Origin of the sequence: Cystobacter fuscus (assembly GCF_044360685.1) — a bacterium.
Taxonomy (GTDB): Bacteria; Myxococcota; Myxococcia; order Myxococcales; family Myxococcaceae; genus Cystobacter; species Cystobacter fuscus_C.
In genome coordinates this window covers 4,540,646-4,557,454 of the sequence record NZ_CP043491.1, presented here as the reverse complement: position 1 = coordinate 4,557,454, position 16,809 = coordinate 4,540,646, and the positions used below count along the sequence as shown (strand labels likewise).

Annotated in this window: 13 protein-coding genes and 1 pseudogene; 5 read left to right on the top strand and 9 right to left on the bottom strand. The window is 70.3% G+C overall.

What is annotated here, in order from left to right; translation table 11 throughout:
- Positions 1 to 17 precede the first annotated feature (17 nt).
- Both F0U63_RS18795 and F0U63_RS18790 read right to left on the bottom strand, forming a co-directional pair.
- A complete protein-coding gene (locus tag F0U63_RS18795) occupies positions 18 to 1,940 on the bottom strand; it encodes a hypothetical protein (protein ID WP_395847301.1) in 1,923 nt (640 codons plus the stop codon).
- Complete coding sequence (locus F0U63_RS18790; RefSeq protein WP_395847300.1) at positions 1,937 to 2,848, bottom strand: hypothetical protein; 912 nt, start codon at positions 2,846 to 2,848, stop codon at positions 1,937 to 1,939. The genes F0U63_RS18795 and F0U63_RS18790 overlap by 4 nt, the downstream gene beginning before the upstream one ends.
- A gap of 192 nt (positions 2,849 to 3,040) precedes the next feature.
- Here F0U63_RS18790 and F0U63_RS18785 point away from each other — a divergent pair, with 192 nt between their 5' ends.
- The 3 genes from F0U63_RS18785 (at position 3,041) to F0U63_RS18775 (ending at position 7,158) form a co-directional block, all read left to right on the top strand.
- Positions 3,041 to 4,879, top strand: coding sequence for a serine/threonine-protein kinase (locus F0U63_RS18785; protein WP_395847299.1), 1,839 nt, complete (start codon positions 3,041 to 3,043; stop codon positions 4,877 to 4,879).
- 145 nt (positions 4,880 to 5,024) lie between these two features.
- Positions 5,025 to 5,846: an aldo/keto reductase gene (locus tag F0U63_RS18780; RefSeq protein WP_395847298.1), complete on the top strand. Its 822-nt coding sequence runs from the start codon at positions 5,025 to 5,027 to the stop codon at positions 5,844 to 5,846.
- 64 nt (positions 5,847 to 5,910) lie between these two features.
- A complete protein-coding gene (locus F0U63_RS18775) occupies positions 5,911 to 7,158 on the top strand; it encodes a glycosyl hydrolase (RefSeq protein WP_395847297.1) in 1,248 nt (415 codons plus the stop codon).
- 27 nt (positions 7,159 to 7,185) lie between these two features.
- Here F0U63_RS18775 and F0U63_RS18770 read toward each other — a convergent pair whose 3' ends face one another.
- A complete protein-coding gene (locus tag F0U63_RS18770) occupies positions 7,186 to 8,331 on the bottom strand; it encodes a DUF1015 family protein (RefSeq protein ID WP_395847296.1) in 1,146 nt (381 codons plus the stop codon).
- Positions 8,332 to 8,525: 194 nt separating this feature from the next.
- Between F0U63_RS18770 and F0U63_RS18765 the strand changes: the two genes are divergently transcribed.
- The gene (locus F0U63_RS18765; RefSeq protein ID WP_395847295.1) at positions 8,526 to 8,846 is read left to right on the top strand and encodes a polyhydroxyalkanoic acid system family protein; all 321 of its coding nucleotides are present in this window, start codon (positions 8,526 to 8,528) and stop codon (positions 8,844 to 8,846) included.
- Positions 8,847 to 8,856: 10 nt separating this feature from the next.
- On the opposite strand, the gene F0U63_RS18760 is transcribed toward F0U63_RS18765, so the two are convergent.
- The 6 genes from F0U63_RS18760 to F0U63_RS18735 are packed head-to-tail and all read right to left on the bottom strand — an operon-like array spanning position 8,857 to position 15,918.
- Positions 8,857 to 10,473: a CheR family methyltransferase gene (locus tag F0U63_RS18760; RefSeq protein WP_395847294.1), complete on the bottom strand. Its 1,617-nt coding sequence runs from the start codon at positions 10,471 to 10,473 to the stop codon at positions 8,857 to 8,859.
- Positions 10,467 to 11,474, bottom strand: a complete 1,008-nt coding sequence (locus tag F0U63_RS18755) for a chemotaxis protein CheB (RefSeq protein ID WP_395847293.1) — start codon at positions 11,472 to 11,474, stop codon at positions 10,467 to 10,469. The genes F0U63_RS18760 and F0U63_RS18755 overlap by 7 nt, the downstream gene beginning before the upstream one ends.
- Before the next feature lie 19 nt (positions 11,475 to 11,493).
- Complete coding sequence (locus F0U63_RS18750) at positions 11,494 to 13,779, bottom strand: hybrid sensor histidine kinase/response regulator (protein ID WP_395847292.1); 2,286 nt, start codon at positions 13,777 to 13,779, stop codon at positions 11,494 to 11,496.
- Positions 13,780 to 13,839: 60 nt separating this feature from the next.
- Positions 13,840 to 15,060 carry a methyl-accepting chemotaxis protein gene (locus F0U63_RS18745; protein ID WP_395847291.1) on the bottom strand — a complete coding sequence of 407 codons (1,221 nt, stop codon included), beginning with the start codon at positions 15,058 to 15,060 and terminating at the stop codon, positions 13,840 to 13,842.
- Positions 15,047 to 15,439: a Frizzy aggregation protein FrzB gene (locus tag F0U63_RS18740; RefSeq protein ID WP_395847290.1), complete on the bottom strand. Its 393-nt coding sequence runs from the start codon at positions 15,437 to 15,439 to the stop codon at positions 15,047 to 15,049. The genes F0U63_RS18745 and F0U63_RS18740 overlap by 14 nt, the downstream gene beginning before the upstream one ends.
- Entirely contained in the window at positions 15,436 to 15,918 is a 483-nt protein-coding gene (locus tag F0U63_RS18735) for a chemotaxis protein CheW (protein WP_395847289.1), read from the bottom strand. The genes F0U63_RS18740 and F0U63_RS18735 overlap by 4 nt, the downstream gene beginning before the upstream one ends.
- A 141-nt stretch (positions 15,919 to 16,059) precedes the next feature.
- On the opposite strand from F0U63_RS18735, the pseudogene F0U63_RS18730 reads away from it, so the two are divergent.
- A pseudogene (locus tag F0U63_RS18730) lies at positions 16,060 to 16,362 on the top strand (response regulator); the annotation flags it as partial.
- Between the last annotated feature and the right edge of the window lie 447 nt (positions 16,363 to 16,809).

Below are 16,809 nucleotides of genomic sequence, written 5' to 3'. Positions count from 1 at the left end.
CCCGTCCCACGGGCGGCTCAGGGGGGGTTGAACTCCACGACGTAGGCGGTCCACCTCGCCCGGCCCAGCGCGGACGCGCGGCGGACCTGGAGCTGGGTGGCCGAGGAGAACGAGAACCCCGCCAGCGACTCCCCCAGGACGTCATCGCCCGAATAGGACGCCTCGCCCCCGGCCTGGCCGTTCATGCCCTGCCCGGTGGCGAACACCACCGCGCGCGTCCTGTCCACCGCGGTGGTGAAGCTGGGGGTGACCTGGGTCTGGTCCACCGACATGGCCACCTGGACCGGCTGCACCTTGGCGAGCGAGCCGAAGTTGATGCGCTCCCAGGACATGGACTCGATGGCCGCCGTGGCGCAGTTCTCCGAGTTCACCAGGGCACGCGAGAACTCCACCTCCGAGGGAGCGGACACCTCGCCCCTCATGACCCGGTCGCAGAGGCTCGACGCCCCCGCGTTGTTCACCCGGTAGGTGAACAGCAGCGCGGTGGTGGCGAGGCTCACGGAGGGCTGAATCAGGTTGGCCGCCCCCGTCTGCCCCGTGCTCATCGCTCCATCTCCCCGGACGACCTGGATGCCCTCGAACTCCACGACCTGGAGCGAGCCCTTCCAGGAGGGACTGCAATTGCCGGAGAACTCGAGATCCACCCGGATGCCCGAATCGGCCAGCGTCGCGGTGTAGAGGTTCCCCTCTCCGAGGAGCGTTCCACTCTGCTCGCTCGACACCAGCAGGAAGCTCTTCTGCGGTGAGACGGTCTGGATCGGCACGGAGACGAGGAACGTGCTCTGACAGCTCGGCTGCAGGTGCTGGACCCTCAGCCCGGTGCCCAGCTCCACGGTCTGCCAGAAGATGTCGAAGCTGCTGGGCGCGGCGGCGTAGCGGCCACAGGTGAAGGCGTCCCGGGCCGAGAGCATGCAGCGCACGCCCCCGGAGTCCGGACTGCGCCCCGATGGGCTGAGTGAAATCAGCAGCATCGTCTTCGACAGGTCCACCTGCGCGGGCGAGATGGGACAGGTCACCGAGTTGCCCGTCGCGGGCATGGTACAGACGCCCGAGCGGACCACTGGGAGGATGGTCTGATCCTGCGACACCGTGCTCAATCCCGACACGGAGACGGACAGGCGGTTCGTGCCGCTGCTCCTGCCCTTGAAATAGAAGGAGGAGCGGGTCCTGCCCGCGGCGAACACCGGGGTGGACAGGAGCGTGGTGCAGCTCGCGTTGGAGAAGAACGTGAGCCCCGTGCCCGAGAGCGTCATGGTTCTCGGACTGGGGAAGGTGGTGGGTCTGGCGTCGACATCGCGCGCCTCGATTTCCACCAGGCTCGAGCAGCCGCTCGTGGCCAGCGTCTGGGCGCCCGTGACGAAGGCCACCCCCACCGCCTGTCCGGGAACGAGCAGCACCTCGTCCTGCGACGCGGAGGCCAACCCACTGGCGGACACCCCGACGCGGACGGTCTGCGCCACGCTGCCGCGGAAGTAGAAGGTCGCGCGGCTGCCGCCGGCCCCCACCGCCACGGAGTTCGTGGAGGTGGTGCAGGCCGCGTCACGGAAGAAGCTCACGGCCGTGGAGGGCTGGGCACTCAACGAGACCGTCGTGTCGCTCTCCACCGGCGAGGCCACCCCCTCCGCCGTCTGCGTCTCGATCACCACGGCCGCCGAGCACTGCCCCGTGCCCACGCTCTGCGCGGGACTGACGAAGGCCAGCCGCGTGGGCGGCGTGCCCGGAGGAGTGCCCCCGTCATCCGGCCCTCCACCGGGTCCTCCCGGATCTGGAGGCTGAGGATCGCCCCCGGCCTGGCACACTCCCGCGCGGCACGCGAAGCCCGCGGCACACTCGTCGTCCTGGGCACAGGCATAGCGCCGGATGTCGGCGCCAGTGGACGCGGAGGAACACCCCAGCAGCAGGACCAGGAACGGCAGCGCCAACCAGGAGCAGCGCTTCATGGCAGGGCCCCTCCCACCGCCACTCCGCCCGGAGAGACGGAGACCGTCACGGGCGCGCCGAGCACCCAGAGGGTTCCTCCCGCGATGGCCGCGGCGCCCGCGACCCCGAAGAGCACGTTGGCCCATCCGCCCTGGGAGCGTGCCCGGGCATCCAGCGCGAAGGCTTCCCGCTGGCTGAGGCCTACGGTGAGCCCCGACTCATCCACGGCGGCGCCCGTCACCCGGGCCCGGGCCTGGCTCGATTGCCACCCGAGGTACCCCCCCGCCGCTCCGGCTCCGGCCGCCAGCCCCAGGCACACCACCGCCACGGTGCGCAGGGGCGAGCCCGGTGCCACGCGCGCCGCTGGCGTCTTCCCGGCGACGGGCGGGGGCACGAGCGCTCCCGGGACCTGGGCCACCAGGGGCGCGGCGGCACTGCCCAGCGAGGTGAGCACCGCCTGACGCTCGTCGAGCAGTTGCACCCACCACTCGGCGCGCTCGCCCTTCATCACCACGGAGGCGCTGCCCTCGGCGAGGGGTTGCTCCTGCCGCGTCCACCCCGCCCCGTCGCGCAGGTGGAAGCGCACCGTGCGCCCCAGGCCCAGCAAGTCCTTGGTCACCTGGACGGCCAGCGCCCTGGCTTCCCTACTGCCGGGCACCACCTCCAACCGCAGCGCCGCGTCCTGGTCGTTCACCCAGGCCTTGGCCTCGAAGAAGGGGGTCACCACCCGCGGGGCATAATCACCGGTGAGCCGGTGGTCCGGCTCCAGCACCAACAGCGCCTGGAAGGCGGCGCGGGCCTTGGCCGGTTGTTGGAGCATGCCAGCCACCACGCCCTGCATCTCGAGGATCTCCAACAAGGTGTCCCGCTCATTGCCCGGCTGCGCGCGCGCCTCCTCCAACGCGCGTGCCGCCTCCGCGTAGCGCATCTCCTCGAAGAGCTGGCGTGCACGTGGCAGAGAGGGGTTGGATGTCTCACCCCATGCCAACGAAGTCAGCAACAAGGTGGTAGTGAGTACGACGAGTCTCTGGAGAGAAACCAAGGTGCAGGGATATTAATCGGGATGGCAGGAAAACGGTGAATTGACAGGGACCCGGTCGAGTGCAGAAAGTGAACCCCCGTGCGTGATCTCCAGCCCACCTCCCCGGAGAGTGATACCGAGCGCTTCATCATCTGGCAGCCCGGGCTGACCGTGGGCCGCTACAACCTGCTGACGCGGCTCGCCGTGGGAGGCATGGCGGAGATCTGGCTGGCGCGGCAGGCGGGCCCCCAGGGCTTCGAGAAATTCGTCGCCATCAAGCGCATCCTCGATTCGCTGAGCTCGGACGCGGACTTCGTGTCGATGTTCCTCGACGAGGCCCGGCTCGCCGCGCAGCTCAACCACCCGCACATCGTTCAAATCATCGACCTGGGAGAGGAAGAAGGGGCCTACTACATCGCGATGGAGTACCTGCCAGGGGAGAACCTGGCCTCCATCGCCCGGGCCTGCACGCGCCAGAACAAGCAGCTGCCCATGACCCACGCGGTGCGCATCATCGCGCACGCCGCCGAGGGCCTGGCCTATGCCCACGCGAAGCTGGGACCCGATGGAGCGCTGCTGGGCATCGTCCACCGCGACGTGTCCCCGCAGAACATCCTGGTCACCTATGAAGGCGTGGTGAAGGTCCTGGACTTCGGGATCGCCAAGGCCGCCACGCGCGAGAGCCAGACCATGGCGGGCCAGGTGCGCGGCAAGGCGGCGTACATGTCGCCCGAGCAGGCGCGAGGCCAGCCACTCGACGCGCGCAGCGACATCTTCTCGCTGGGCATCGTCCTCTTCGAGCTGGTGACGGGCACGCGGCTGTTCCCCTCCATGGAGCCGCTCGGCGCGATGAACGCGCTGGCCGGTGAGACGCCGCTGCCCGTTGCCCACGAGCGCAACCCGAGCGTCCCCGAGTCCCTCAGCCGCATCATCGGCCGGGCCCTCGCGCGCAACCCCGGCCAGCGCTACATCAGCGCCCGCCACTTCCAGGCCGCCCTGGAGGAGTGGCTGCGCGGCCAGCCCGAGGTGCCAGACTCCACCGATCTGTCCAGCTACATGACGGAGCTCTTCGCGGATCGCATCCAGGAGCGCGCCCGGCTGCTGGAGTCGGCGCGCTCCGGGGATCTCACCCCCTCGAGCGCCCGCCGGGTGGTGGGGCGCATGCAGTCCGTGGCGTCGATGCCCTCACGGGTGCTCACGACCCGGGATCTCACCGTCGAGCAGCCCGCTCCCCACCAGCGCCGCTGGCCCCTCATCGCCGGTGGCGCCGTGCTGTCGTTGCTCGTCCTCGTGGGAGTGTTCTTCGGCCTGCGTGGCTCGCCGACCAGGTCCCCCGCCCCCACCACCAAGGCGCCCGCGGTCGCCGCGCGCCCGCCCGCGCCCGCGGGGCCTCCCGTGCTCACCATCGAGACGGATCCTCCCGGTGCCCGGCTCACGGTGGACGGCCAGGACGTGGGGGTGTCGCCCCTGTCGCTCGAGACGCTCGCCCTGGGCGAGCACCGGGTGGTGGCCTCGCTCGAGGGCCGGGCGCCCGAGGAACGCACGGTGAAGCTGTCCCATCCGGGCGAGCGCACCCTGGTGATGCTCGACTTGTCCCCCTCGCTCCAGGCCCCGCCTCCCGCGTCCGCGGTCGTCCCAGAGCCCTCCGCGCCCGAGGCCACCAGGGCCGAGGCACCCTCCCGGACATCCGCGGAGCCCAATGCCGCCGCGGTGGCACGCGCGACGAAGCGCGCCATGGGCCGGCTGACCCTGGACACCAAGCCCTGGACCTACGTCTATCTGCGCGGGCGCAAGCTCGGGGACACGCCCCTCATCGAGGTCCCCCTCCCCGCGGGACGGCACCAGCTCAAGCTCGTCAACGAGGGCAAGAACCTCTCCACCGTCATCGAAGTGGAGATCCGCGCCGGACAGACCACGAGCAAGAAGCTGCAACTGTGACGTAGGGGCCGAGCTTGGGGTACACGATGCCCGCCCAGTCGTCGTAGCTCCACCCCGCCAGGCCCTCGCGTGGCCGCCCCCAAGGCGGACCAGCGCACGCGCCTTCGTGGTTCATCCCGGCCGGGCCCCGCCGTAGGTTCCACGCATGCGAACCCGTCCCATCCCCAAGAGTGGTGAGCAGGTGCCCGTCGTCGGGCTCGGCACCTGGCAGACGTTCGACGTGGGCCCCTCGCCCGCCGAGCGAGCCTCCCAGAAGCAGGTGCTCCAGCGCTTCCTCGCGGCGGGCGCCCGGGTCATCGACTCCTCGCCCATGTACGGCCGCGCCGAGACGGTGACGGGAGACCTGTTGCGCGAGCTCGGCCAGGAGCGCACCCCCTTCCTGGCCACCAAGGTGTGGACGTCCGGCCGCGAGGAGGGCCTCACGCAGATGCGCGACTCGCTGCGCAAGATGGGCCACGGGCAGCTGGACTTGATGCAGGTGCACAACCTCGTGGACTGGCGCACCCACCTGCCCGTGCTGCGCGAGTGGAAGAAGGAGGGGCGCATCCGCTACCTCGGCGTGACGCACTACCAGCTCGGCGCCTTCGACGAGCTGGAGAAGCTCATCCGCCACGAGGCGCTGGACTTCGTGCAACTGCCCTACTCCATCGCCGTGCGCGACGCGGAGAAGCGCCTGTTACCCGCCGCCGCCGAGCACGGCACCGCGGTGCTGGTGATGCGGCCCTTCGAGAGCGGCGCCCTCTTCCGCCAGGTCAAGGGCAAACCTCTGCCTGCCTGGGCAGCCGAGTTCGACTGTACGAGCTGGGCGGAGTTCTTCCTCAAATACATCCTCGGACATCCGGCGGTGACCTGCCCCATCCCCGCCACGAGCAACCCCCGTCATTTGGAAGACAATCTGCGCGCGGGCAGCGGACGGCTCCCCGATGAGAAGACCCGGACGCGCATGGTGGAGTACCTCGGGCGGTGACTCCCTACCTTCCGCTTAATCCGTTTTGGCGGACTAAAAATAGAAGTCATGGTAGGGTCAGGCCATGACTCGATTCAACCCCATCCGCTCCTTCACGCCCCTGCTGTGGTTGCTGTGTCTGGCCGCTGTCTCCGCCCAGGCGCAGACCAAGAGCGCCAAGCGCGGTGTGGCCTATGGCTATCACTCCGCCGAGGACATGAAGGCGCTCTCCAAGGGAATCAGTTGGTGGTACAACTGGGCCTCCACGCCCGAGGCGGGCGCCGCCAGCGTGGCCTCCTCGGTGGGCGTCTCGTTCGTGCCCATGGTGTGGGGCGGCACGCCGAACGCGGATCAACTGGCCGCCGCCATTCCCGCGGGCACCCAGTACCTGCTGGGCTTCAACGAGCCCAACTTCAAGAGCCAGGCCAGGAAGACGCCCAGCGAGGCCGCGGCGCTCTGGCCCATCCTCGAGGACGTGGCCCGCCGCAAGAACCTCAAGCTGGTGTCCCCCGCCGTCAACTACTGCGGAGATTGTGTCTCCGAGGGCGGAGTGACGTTCACGGATCCCGTGGCCTATCTGGATGCCTTCTTCGCCAAGTGCACCAATTGCCAGGTGGATTACGTCGCCGTGCACTGGTACGCGTGCGACCTGAGCGCGCTCAAGTGGTACATCGGCCTGTTCAAGAAGTACAACAAGCCCATCTGGCTGACCGAGTTCGCCTGCGGGGACCGGCCGCACGATCAGATCACCCTGGACGTGCAAAAGAAATACATGACCGACGCCGTCACCTACCTCGAGAGCGAGCCCGCCGTCTTCCGCTACTCGTGGTTCTCCGCCCGCAACAACGAGATTCCCAACATCAACCTGCTCGGCGCGTCGGGGCAGCTCACGGAGCTGGGCAACCTGTACGTCTCCCTGCCCGCGGGCGGCACCACGACCACCCCGGGCAAGCTGACGCCGGTGGCGGCCACGGCCTCCTCCAGCGAGAGCGGCGGCACCGGTCCGGCCAATGCCATCGATGGCAACCTGAGCACCCGCTGGAGCAGTGCCTTCGCGGATCCGCAGTACCTCCAGCTGGACCTGGGCGCCGCGAAGAAGATCACCGGCGTGCGGCTCACCTGGGAGGCCGCCTACGGCAAGGACTATCAGGTCCAGGTGTCCAACGACGCCGCGGCCTGGACGACCGTGGCCACGGTGGTGGGCGGAGATGGCGGCGTGGATGACCACACCGGTCTGTCCGCCACCGCCCGCTACGTGCGCATTTACGGCACGAAGCGCGCCACCGGGTACGGCTACTCCCTCTTCGAGGTGGAGCTCTTCGGCACGCCGTAGCCCAGGCCGCGGCCCCACCGGGCCCGCTCAGGCCTCGGGATCGAGGAAGAGCAGGCCCGCGGGCGGCGCGGGCTCCACCCGCAGCGTCTTCGACGGGAGCGTCTGCGCGGCCTCCATCACCGCGCGCACCTCCCAGAGCGGCGGCGGGTTGAGGGCGAAGCCCGCCTGGAACTTCCCCTCCTCCACGCCCCGCACCAGCGACTCGAGCCCCTGCACCGCGAACACGTTCGGGTGCCCGGGCGCCTCGGGATCCTTGATGCCCAGCACCGTGCGCAGCACCAGCGCGTTGAGCAGCGCCAGATCCAGGCTGCGCAGTGTGGGATTGCGCGGGGCCGCCTTCAGGTGCGCCAGATCCAACCCCTGCCGGAAGCGGAGGATCTTCCCCCGCCCCTCGGGCAGCACCAGCAGCACCGCGTGCTGTCCGCGCACCAGCGTGGCCAGCCGCTCGCGCGCGTCGCCCACGCCCCGCGCGCTCGTCAGCGGCTCGTCGAGATCGTAGACCCGCGCGTAGGCCGCCACGAGCCTGAGGAAGGTGTCCTCGTGGAAGGTGTCCAGGCCATGGAGGCCACGGTGCACGGGCTCGAAGTGCAGCCCCGGGTCCGACAGGGGCACGATGGCCGCGAGGCTCGGCCGGCGCTCGTCGAGCTCCGCCAGGGGACGCAGCGGCGCCTCGTCGAGCACCGCCTGGATGCGCTTGGCCACCGGGGAGGGCTCGATGCGTCGCAGGGACAGCGGAGCCCCCTGGAACGTCCCCTGCCACACCACGCTGCTGCGCTCGGCGGCCTCCGCCAGCAGGCCCCGGAGCACCCCGTGATCATCCGCCGCCAGGGTGATGGCGGGCTCCACCTGGGCGGAGCGGGGCCGGTAGGGATCGCTCTCCAGGGGATCGGCCGCGTCGGGCGCGAGCGCGCACAAGAGGAAGCGCACCGGAGGCGCCCCCAGCGGGCCGTCCTGGGCAGGCACCTCGGCCAGATACAGGGCGGGCCGGCTGTCACGCAGCACGGAGCCCGCGGCCCGCCAGCGGCCCAGTTCCGCCGTGGGATCCACCCGATCCAACAGCGGACGCACCGAGGCGGACCGGGGCGGCGCGTTGAAGGAGCCGCCCCCATCATCGGCCGACAGATGGGACTCGAGCGAGGGAAACAGAGCGGAGAAGGGAAGGACGCGCGCCATGCCCCCAAGGTGGAGATGCCCCCGGGTTCCGTCCAGGAAGGGGGCCCGGCCCGGGCGGCGGCCAGGGAATCAGGCGCCACGAGGCCTGTCCGCAATGTTGACTTCCAGGCCCCTGCCGGAGACACCCGGGTTCACATCCCGTCCCGCCCTCACTAGACCCGAGGCAGGACATCACCCACCCGAAGGAGCGCCAGATGGGCACGATGAAGTTCGAGATCCCCCACACCCTCAACAAGGACGATGCGAGGAAGCGCGTCGAGCAGCTCCTCCAGTACTGGAAGAGCAAGTACGGCGTGCAGTCGAACTGGTCGGGCGACGGGGCGAAGGTGACCGGCAAGGTGATGGGCATCAGCCTGGACGCCAACTTCACCATCACCGACGGCGCCATCCAGGGCGAGGGCACGGACCCGGGCATGCTGCTGCGCAGCAAGGCCAAGTCCTACATCCAGGACAAGTTCGCCAGCGTGCTGGATGCGTCCAAGAGCACCGACGACGTGAACAAGGGCCTGGCCTGACGAGGCCCCCCTAGCGCGGGGGCCCCTCCTCCAGCGCGGCGAGCGCGTAGCGGGCCGCGCGGGAGATGGCCTCGGCCGAGTCCGGCAGCTCCGGGTAGTGGCCGGCCAGGGGCCGCTGGGGGAAGCGCAGCTGCGAGATGGCGTTGCGGTAGCTGCGCCGCGCCGCCTCGTGATCGCTCAAGCGCTCGTGAATCTGCGCCATGAGGTAGTGGCCGATGGCGAGCGAGGGCTCCAGGAAGAGCGCCTTGCCGAGCTCGGAACGCGCCTCGGGCAGCTCCCCGGCCTGGAGCGCCGCGAGCCCGCCGAATACCCGCGCCTCCACGCACAACGGTTCGCGGTGGAGCGCCTGGTTGAAGGCCTCGCGCGCGTCGGCGATCCGCCCCGTGAGCGAGTAGAGGTTGCCGATGGTGAGCAGCGCATCCAGGTGGTTGGGCTCGTCCACCAGGAGCTGCTCCACGGTGGCCACCGCGGACACGAAGTCACCGCGCTCGATCATCCGCACGGCCGCGTTGAGCCGCTCGCCGGGCGAGAGCATCAGGCTCCAGGCGGGCATCTCGTTGGTGGGGCGCGCGCGCGCCGCCTCGATGAACTCGGCGCTCAGCGCGGGCGTGCGGCGCGTGGGCGTCTTCATGTCGGAGACGTCCAACGTCTGCTGCAGGGCCTCGGTGGACGGGAGCACCGCGGGCGTGCGGATGGTCGGCCGGGGCTTGGGAGGGGTCGGCGTGGGCCGGGGGGGCGTCGTGGGAGGCAGCGCCCCCAGGGACATGGGCTTGGGGCCCACGCCGGGAGCGCGCGGCTCCAGCGGTTTGACGGGCCGGCGGTAGATGAACGAGCCCTCCATCTCCACCATCTCGAAGCGATCGTAGACCTTGAAGAGGCTCTCCGAGTAGCCCAGCAGCAGGAGCGCTCCGGGCCGCAGCGCCGCGAGGAAGCGGTCCATCAGCGCGCGGATGGTGGGCAGATCGAAGTAGATGATGACGTTGCGGCAGAGGATGAGATCCAGCGACTCGGGCTTGACCTTCTCGAAGACGGGGACGGCGAGGTTCTGCCCGTCGAAGCGCACGTAGTCCTTGAGCGAGGAGACGATCTCATGACCCCCGGGCACCTGCCGGAAGAAGCGCGTGCGGCGCTCGGAGGGGATGCTGGCCACGCGCCGCGAGGCGAAGCGGCCCTGCTTGGCGGCCTCCACGGCGGCGAGGTTGAGATCCGTGGCCCACAGGTCCACCTCGATGGGCAGCGCGCCCAGCTCGGCGAGCACCATGGCCAGGCTGTAGGGCTCCTCACCGGTGGCGCAGCCCGCGGACCAGATGGACACCCGGCGCGTCTCGCGCCGCGCGCGCGCCAGGGCCTCGGGGAGGATGCGGTTCTCCAGCGCGCTGAACTGCTTGGGATCGCGGAAGAACTCCGTATGGCCCACGGTGACGAGCGGCAGGAGCTTGCGCAGCTCGTCCTCCTGCGAGCGCAGGCGGTTGACGTACTCCTCCGAGTCCTCGAGCCCCGACAAGGGCATGCGCGTGGAGAGCGCCAGGCGCAGGCTGTGATAGCCGTCCGGAGTGATTTTGAGCCCCGCGCGTTCGAGCAACAGGGCAGCCAGTTGCTGCAGGGCCCGAGAGGTCACTGTCAGCATGTGCGCACCCATTGGGTGAGTGTTGGTCCGATGCGATCGAGCGGAAGGACTTCCTCGGCGGCACCCAGCCGCACGGCTTCCTTGGGCATGCCATACACGGCGCACGTCGCCTTGTCCTGGGCGATGGTGCGGCCGCCGCGCTCGCGGATCTCCTTGAGGCCCCGGGCGCCGTCGCGGCCCATGCCGGTGAGGATGACGCCCAGCACGCGCGTGCCGAAGGTCTCCGCCGCCGACGTGAGCAGCACGTCACACGAGGGCCGGAAGCCGCGCACCGGCGGTCCGGGATCCAGCGACAGCAGGCCCCCCGAGCGCACCAGCAGGTGCGAGCCCGAGGGGGCGATATAGACGGAGCCGGGCACCATGGCGTCTCCTTCGGAGGCCTCCACCACGCGCAACAGCGAGCTGGCGCCCAGCCACTGCGCGAGCCCCTCGGTGAAGCCCTCGCTGATGTGCTGGCAGATGCACACGGGGGCGGGAAAATCCCGCGGCAGGGTCTTGAGCAACACGGAGAGCGCCTTGGGCCCGCCGAGCGACGAGGCGATGGCCACCAGGGGGTACGGCGCCTCGGAGGCCGCGGGGCGCACGGGCTTGGACTGGCCCTGCACGGGGCGCGACACGCGCACCTCGGCGAGCAGCATCAACTTGCGGCTCACCGTGTGCCAGAACTCGGTGCCGGGCTCGGCCGGCCGGGGCACCACCTCCACGGCCCCCGAGGCGAGCGCCTGGAAGGCCTCGGCGTCCGAGAGCAGCCCCGGGTGCAGCGCGAGCACCGGCACGGGCCGCTCCACCATGACGCGGGCGATGGCCTGGAGCGACTCCGGCGCGGACAGGTCCACCACGACCACGTCCGGGTGCAGCCGCTGCACGCCCTCGAGCGCCTCGGAAAAGCCACAGACGTTGCCCGATGGGGCGAGCACGCTCCCATCGAACAGTCCCCGCGAGGCGCCCCGGAACACCTCGCCCACGAGCAACACCCGGTATGCGGACGCACCGACGTCCAAGCGATTCCCTTGCCTTCTCTCAGGTGAGCCGATCGATGGTCTGGGCGAGGCTTTCCACGCCCAGCTCGCCCTTGACGAGGTATGCATCCGCGCCCGCCTCGGCCCCGCGCCGCCTGTCCTCGGGGGAGGCGAGCGAGGACAGGACGATGACCGGCGTGCGCGCCAGCCCCGCGGTGGACTTGAGCCTGCGTGTGAGCGAGAAACCATCCAGGCGGGGCATCTGCACGTCGGTGAGGATGAGATCGTACGTCTGGGACTGGGCGCGCAGATAGCCCTCCTCGCCGTCCTGGGCCTCGTCCACGGTGTGGCCGAGCGCCTTGACGAGCGCGGACTCGGTGGCGCGCGCGATGGGCGAGTCGTCCACCAGCAGCACCTTGAGCCGCTTGGCGGTGGTGCCCTGGGTGACGGGCCGCGCCATGCGGCGCACCTCGGCCATGATGTCCGGCACGTGCAGCAGCACGGCGATGCGGCCGTCCTCCAGCGCGGCGGTGCCGGCGATGAAGGCGGCGCCCTTGAGGAACTCGCCGCCGCAGGGCTTCACCGCCACCTCGCGCTCGTCCACGAAGCCATCCACCACCAGGGCGGCATGGTCATCGCCGTGACGCACCACCACGGCGGGCGGCTTGTCGAAGCGGTTGCCGCCGTTGACGCCGAGCAGTGGCCCCAGGCCCACCAGCGCGATGGGCTTGCCGCGGTGCTTGACCGCGAGCGTGCCGAACACCTCCATGCGATCATCCGGCTTCACGCGCATCACCGCCACCACGTCGGCGGCGGGGATGCCGTAGACGTCGTCGCCCAGGCGCACCAGCAGCACCTTCATGAGCGCGAGCGACTGCGGCAGGCGCAGGGTGAAGGTGGAGCCACGGCCCAGGCGGCTGGAGATGCCCACCGAGCCGCCCAGCGACTCCACCTTCTTCTTCACCACGTCCATGCCCACGCCGCGGCCGGAGATGTCGGTGACTTCCTCGCGGGTGGAGAAGCCGGGGCGGAAGATGAGCTCGATGGCCTCGCGCTCGGAGAGCGAGGCGGCCTGGTTCTCCGTGAGCAGGTGCTTGCGCACGGCCACCGCGCGCAGCTTCTGCGGATCCATGCCGCGGCCGTCGTCGTCCACCTCGATGCTGAGCATGTCGCCGTCGGCGCGCACGCGGATGCGCAGGCGTCCCGCGGCGGGCTTGCCGAGCATGCGGCGCTCGTCGGGCGTCTCCAGGCCGTGATCCACGCCGTTGCGCAACAGGTGCACGAGCGCGTCGCGCACGTCGGCCAGCATCGAGCGGTCCACGCCCAGGTCGGCGTTCTCGATGACGAGATCCACCTCCTTGGCCTGGGAGCGCGACAGGTCGCGCACGGCGCGCGGGAAGGCGTCGAACACGGTGGACAGGGGCACCAGCCGGGCCTCGGCCACGTGGTCCGCCATCATGGCCAGGTTGCCGTGCAGCGTCTCGATGCCATCGCCGTTGCTGCGCACGAAGCGGAACGCGTCGTCGCGCAACATGTGCAGGTCGCCCTCGATGCGCTCCACGTCGTTGCGCAGCGTGTTGGGCACCTCGAGCTGCTCGGTGAGCCGCAGGAAGCGGTCGCCCAGGCGCGAGAAGCGCTGGAGCAGCGATTCGATCTGCGAGGCGCGCAGACGGCCGCGCGCGCTCTCCACCAACAGGTCTCCGGCGAGCAGGCCGAGCGAGTCGAGCACCTCGACGTTCACGCGGATGCTGCGATCGGCCAGCTTGTTGTGGTGCGGCTCCTCGTGCTCGGCCTTGGCGGCCCGGGGCGCGGGCGCCGCGGGCACGGGCGTGGGAGGAGGCGCGTAGGCGACGGGCTCCACGGCCTCGGCCATGACCTCCATCACGGTCTCGGCGTGGGCGGGACGCACGACCGGGACGCTCGTGGACGAGGGCGCCTTGACGCCGCCGATGGGGGGAATGGGATGGCCGGACGCCGCGGAGAGCGCCTCGCACATCTCCTGGGAGGCCAGGGTGCCCACCTGGGCGCCCTCGTGGTCCTCCAGCAGGTCCGCGATGGTGTCACACGCGCGCAGCAGCAGGTCCGTCGCCACCTCGGTGGCGGCCTTTCCTTCGCGCTCGGCGCGCAGCACGTCCTCGGCCGCGTGCGCGAGCTGGCCGATGGCGGCCAGGCCCAGCATGCGCGCCTCGCCCTTCATCGTGTGCAGCTCGCGCGCGACCTCGTCCGCCGCCTGGTCCGCGGTGGGCTTCTCCAGGTCGAGCACGCCCAACTGGATCTTCTGCAGGCGATCCGCGCTGACTTCCTGGAACTTCTGCAGGAGGGATCTCTTGAGGGACTCGGTATCCATGCGTGTGGGGCACCCGGGCGGCGTTCAACCGGCCCGGGAGGACTCCTCCCGCTCCTGTCGTCAGTCGGCCTTGAAGCGCTTGATGAGTTCCGCCAGCCGTCCGGCGAGCTGGTTGAGCTCGGCGGCGGCACCCGTGGCCTGCTTGGAGGCCGAGGTGGTCTGGCGCGTCACGTCCTCGATCTCCGCCATGGAGGCCACCACCTGCTCGGTGGCGGTGCGCTGCTGCTGGGTGGCGAGGTTGATGACGCGGGCCGCGTCGCTCGTCTCCTGCACGCCCGCGAGGATGCCCTCGACGGCCTGCGCCGCCACGGCGCCGAGCTTCTCGCCCGACTCGGTAGCTTCCTTGGAGGCCTCGGCCGCGGCGCCCGCGGCGGCCGTGGCCTCGCGGATCTCCGTGATGAGGTTCTTGATCTCCTTGGTGGACTCCATGACGTTCTCGGCGAGGCGGCGCATTTCCGCGGCCACGATGGAGAAGCCCTTGCCCGCCTCACCGGCGCGGCTGCCCTCGAGCGCCGCGTTGAGCGCGAGCAGGTCCGAGCGGTCGGCGATCTCGTCGATCACCTCGACCACGGTGCCGATGCGCTCCACGCGCTTGGACAGCTTGGTGATGGAGTCGGCCACGGCGACGCCGTCGCTGCGGATCTGCTGCATGGCCTGGATGAACTCGCCGATGGCGCCCCGGCCCGCGCGAGCCGCGCCCAGGGTCTCCTCGGCCACGCGCGCCACGCTGCCGGCGTTCTCGGCGATCTGCGCCGAGGCGTGCTTGAGCTCCTCCATCGTCGCCGTGGTCTCGTGGATGGCGGCGGCCTGCTCGGTGGAGGACGTCTCGTGCTGGGTGGAGGCGGAGAGCACCTGGTTGGAGGACGAGGACAGGCGCAGCGCCGCCTCGTTGATCTCCCGCACGAAGGTGCGCAGGGTCTCGATCACCTTGCCGAAGCCCTCGAGCAGGGGCGCGAGCTGGGCGTCCTCGGTGGTGGTGTTCCACCGGGCGAGATCGCCATCACGGCCCAGCGAGATGAGCGCGTCGACGGCCTGATCGATCTCCTGCGCCGCCACCTGCTTGCGGTGCTCGGAGACGGCGAAGCGCTCGAGGAGCTGGTTGAAGAGGTTGGCCAGATCCGCGGCATCCTCGTCCAGCGCGTTCTTGTGCACACGCGCCTCGAGGTTGCCCGCGAGGACGGCGATCACCGTGTCGGTGATGGGCTTGAGGGAGCCCGCCTTCTTCGAGCGGGAAGCCCCGTCCGTGGCGGAAAATTCATTCTTCGGATCAGCGAGCGACATTGCCTTCAGTGCCTTCCTTGAACATCAAGGTTTCGAGAAGATCGATGAGCATCACGGGACGCGCCTCATCGAGGAAAACCCCCACCGTGTAGGATGCGGCGCCAACCACTGGGGGAAGCCGGCGCAGGTGCTGGATGGGGACGGGACGCACCCCGCGGATGGCATCCACCTTGAGGTGGCCCTCTCCCTCGGGTGCGTCGAACACGAGCGCGCGATGGCCGCGCTTCAGGGGGCCGAGCTCCGGCAGGGACAGATCCTCCGCGAGTGAGCGATCGATGCGCAGCACCTGCGAGGCGTCCGTGCCGTAGACGATATCGCCCACCTCGAAGAAGAGGATGTCCACCTCCTCCTCGGCGGGAGCGAAGACGTCGGAGATCATCGCAGCACCGCGCGCTGCCTGGCGCTCTGCAGCAGCTTGGTGAAGTGGAGCAGGGCGATGCTCTCGTTGGGAATCAGGCCCTCGGCCACGCCGATGAGGTGCTCGGCCGCCGCGTCTCCACCGAGGGGAGGCGGCAGGATGTCGGCCACGGGGATGCGCCGCAGTCCGAGCACCGCGTCGGCCACCACGCCGACCCGGTAGTTGCCGCTGGTGCCGATGAACAGCCGGGTCCTCGGTCCGACCCGGGCCTCGCCCTTGCCGAGGAAGCGCAGCAGGTCCATCACGGGGATGACTTCGCCGCGATGGCCCGTGACGCCCAGGAGGAAGGAGGGAGTCCGTGGCAGGGGAGTGAGCAGCCCGGTACGGATGACCTCGAGCACGTTCTCACTGGGAACGGCGAGGCGGAGATCAGCCGCCCGGAAACAGAAAAATTCCTGTTCGGGCCGGGCTTGAGCCGCGATGGCCCGGTCGGGAGCCATCCGAAGCGCACGTTGGAGGGGAGTGTTGGTCAAGGCGACAAAGTATCCGGAGGCAAGCGAAGTGGGTCAAGCCTGGACCGAATCACATGGTCCGGACCGGCTCAACGGTGTAGGGTGACTGCCGTATTCCAGGGGAGGAAGATGTCTCGCGTACTGGTCATCGATGATAGCCCAATGCTGGTGGAACTCACGGTCAGGGCGCTGTCGGCCGCGGGCTACCACGCCACCGGGGCGACCGACCTGGCGAGCCTGGAGGTAAAGCTCTCCGAGGGGCCGTTCGCGCTCATCCTCATGGACGTGAACATGCCGGAGATGTTCGGCGACGACGTCGTCGAGTACCTCCGCACCCAGAAAAAGGTGACGTCCAAGCTGGTGCTCTACTCGGACATCTCCGAGGAGGAACTGGCGGCGAAGACCCGCCAGTCGGGCGCGGACGCCTACATCCTCAAGGGAGGTGGGCTCGAAGCGGTCATCGGCGGGATCATGCGCATCCTGGGTCCGCCCCCACCGCCCACCGCCGCCCCTCGTCCTGGCATGGCACCCGGCGTGGCGGGCCCCCGGCCGGCTGCTCCCTCCACCGCCGCACGTCCACCTCCGGGGACTCCGGTGTCCCGGCCGCCCGGTGCCGTCGCGGCGCGGCCCATCGCTCCGCCCGGAGCGGCTCCCGGGGGAGTCGCGGCGCCTCCACGCGCCGTGGCCGCGCCTCCGGGACAGGTCGCGACGCCCCGTGCACCCATGGCGGGTCAGCCTGGCGCGCCCCGTCCGGCGGCTCCGGTGCCTGGAACGGGTGCGCCCGCGGCGCCTCGTGCGCCCCTGCCAGGGCAGGCGGCGGCTCCTCGCCCCGGAGTCCCAGCAGCGGGCGGCCCGAGCCTGACTCCCGCCGCGCCGCGC

What these genes read in the sequence shown, in the direction of transcription:
- F0U63_RS18780 (WP_395847298.1), top strand. Translation starts at nt 5,025, where the DNA reads ATGCGAACCCGTCCCATCCCCAAGAGTGGTGAGCAGGTGCCCGTCGTC.
- F0U63_RS18745 (WP_395847291.1), bottom strand. Translation starts at nt 15,060, where the DNA reads ATGTCGCTCGCTGATCCGAAGAATGAATTTTCCGCCACGGACGGGGCT.
- F0U63_RS18740 (WP_395847290.1), bottom strand. Translation starts at nt 15,439, where the DNA reads ATGATCTCCGACGTCTTCGCTCCCGCCGAGGAGGAGGTGGACATCCTC.
- F0U63_RS18770 (WP_395847296.1), bottom strand. Translation starts at nt 8,331, where the DNA reads ATGGCGCGCGTCCTTCCCTTCTCCGCTCTGTTTCCCTCGCTCGAGTCC.
- F0U63_RS18775 (WP_395847297.1), top strand. Translation starts at nt 5,911, where the DNA reads ATGACTCGATTCAACCCCATCCGCTCCTTCACGCCCCTGCTGTGGTTG.
- F0U63_RS18765 (WP_395847295.1), top strand. Translation starts at nt 8,526, where the DNA reads ATGGGCACGATGAAGTTCGAGATCCCCCACACCCTCAACAAGGACGAT.
- F0U63_RS18790 (WP_395847300.1), bottom strand. Translation starts at nt 2,848, where the DNA reads ATGCGCTACGCGGAGGCGGCACGCGCGTTGGAGGAGGCGCGCGCGCAG.
- F0U63_RS18735 (WP_395847289.1), bottom strand. Translation starts at nt 15,918, where the DNA reads ATGGCTCCCGACCGGGCCATCGCGGCTCAAGCCCGGCCCGAACAGGAA.
- F0U63_RS18760 (WP_395847294.1), bottom strand. Translation starts at nt 10,473, where the DNA reads ATGCTGACAGTGACCTCTCGGGCCCTGCAGCAACTGGCTGCCCTGTTG.
- F0U63_RS18750 (WP_395847292.1), bottom strand. Translation starts at nt 13,779, where the DNA reads ATGGATACCGAGTCCCTCAAGAGATCCCTCCTGCAGAAGTTCCAGGAA.
- F0U63_RS18795 (WP_395847301.1), bottom strand. Translation starts at nt 1,940, where the DNA reads ATGAAGCGCTGCTCCTGGTTGGCGCTGCCGTTCCTGGTCCTGCTGCTG.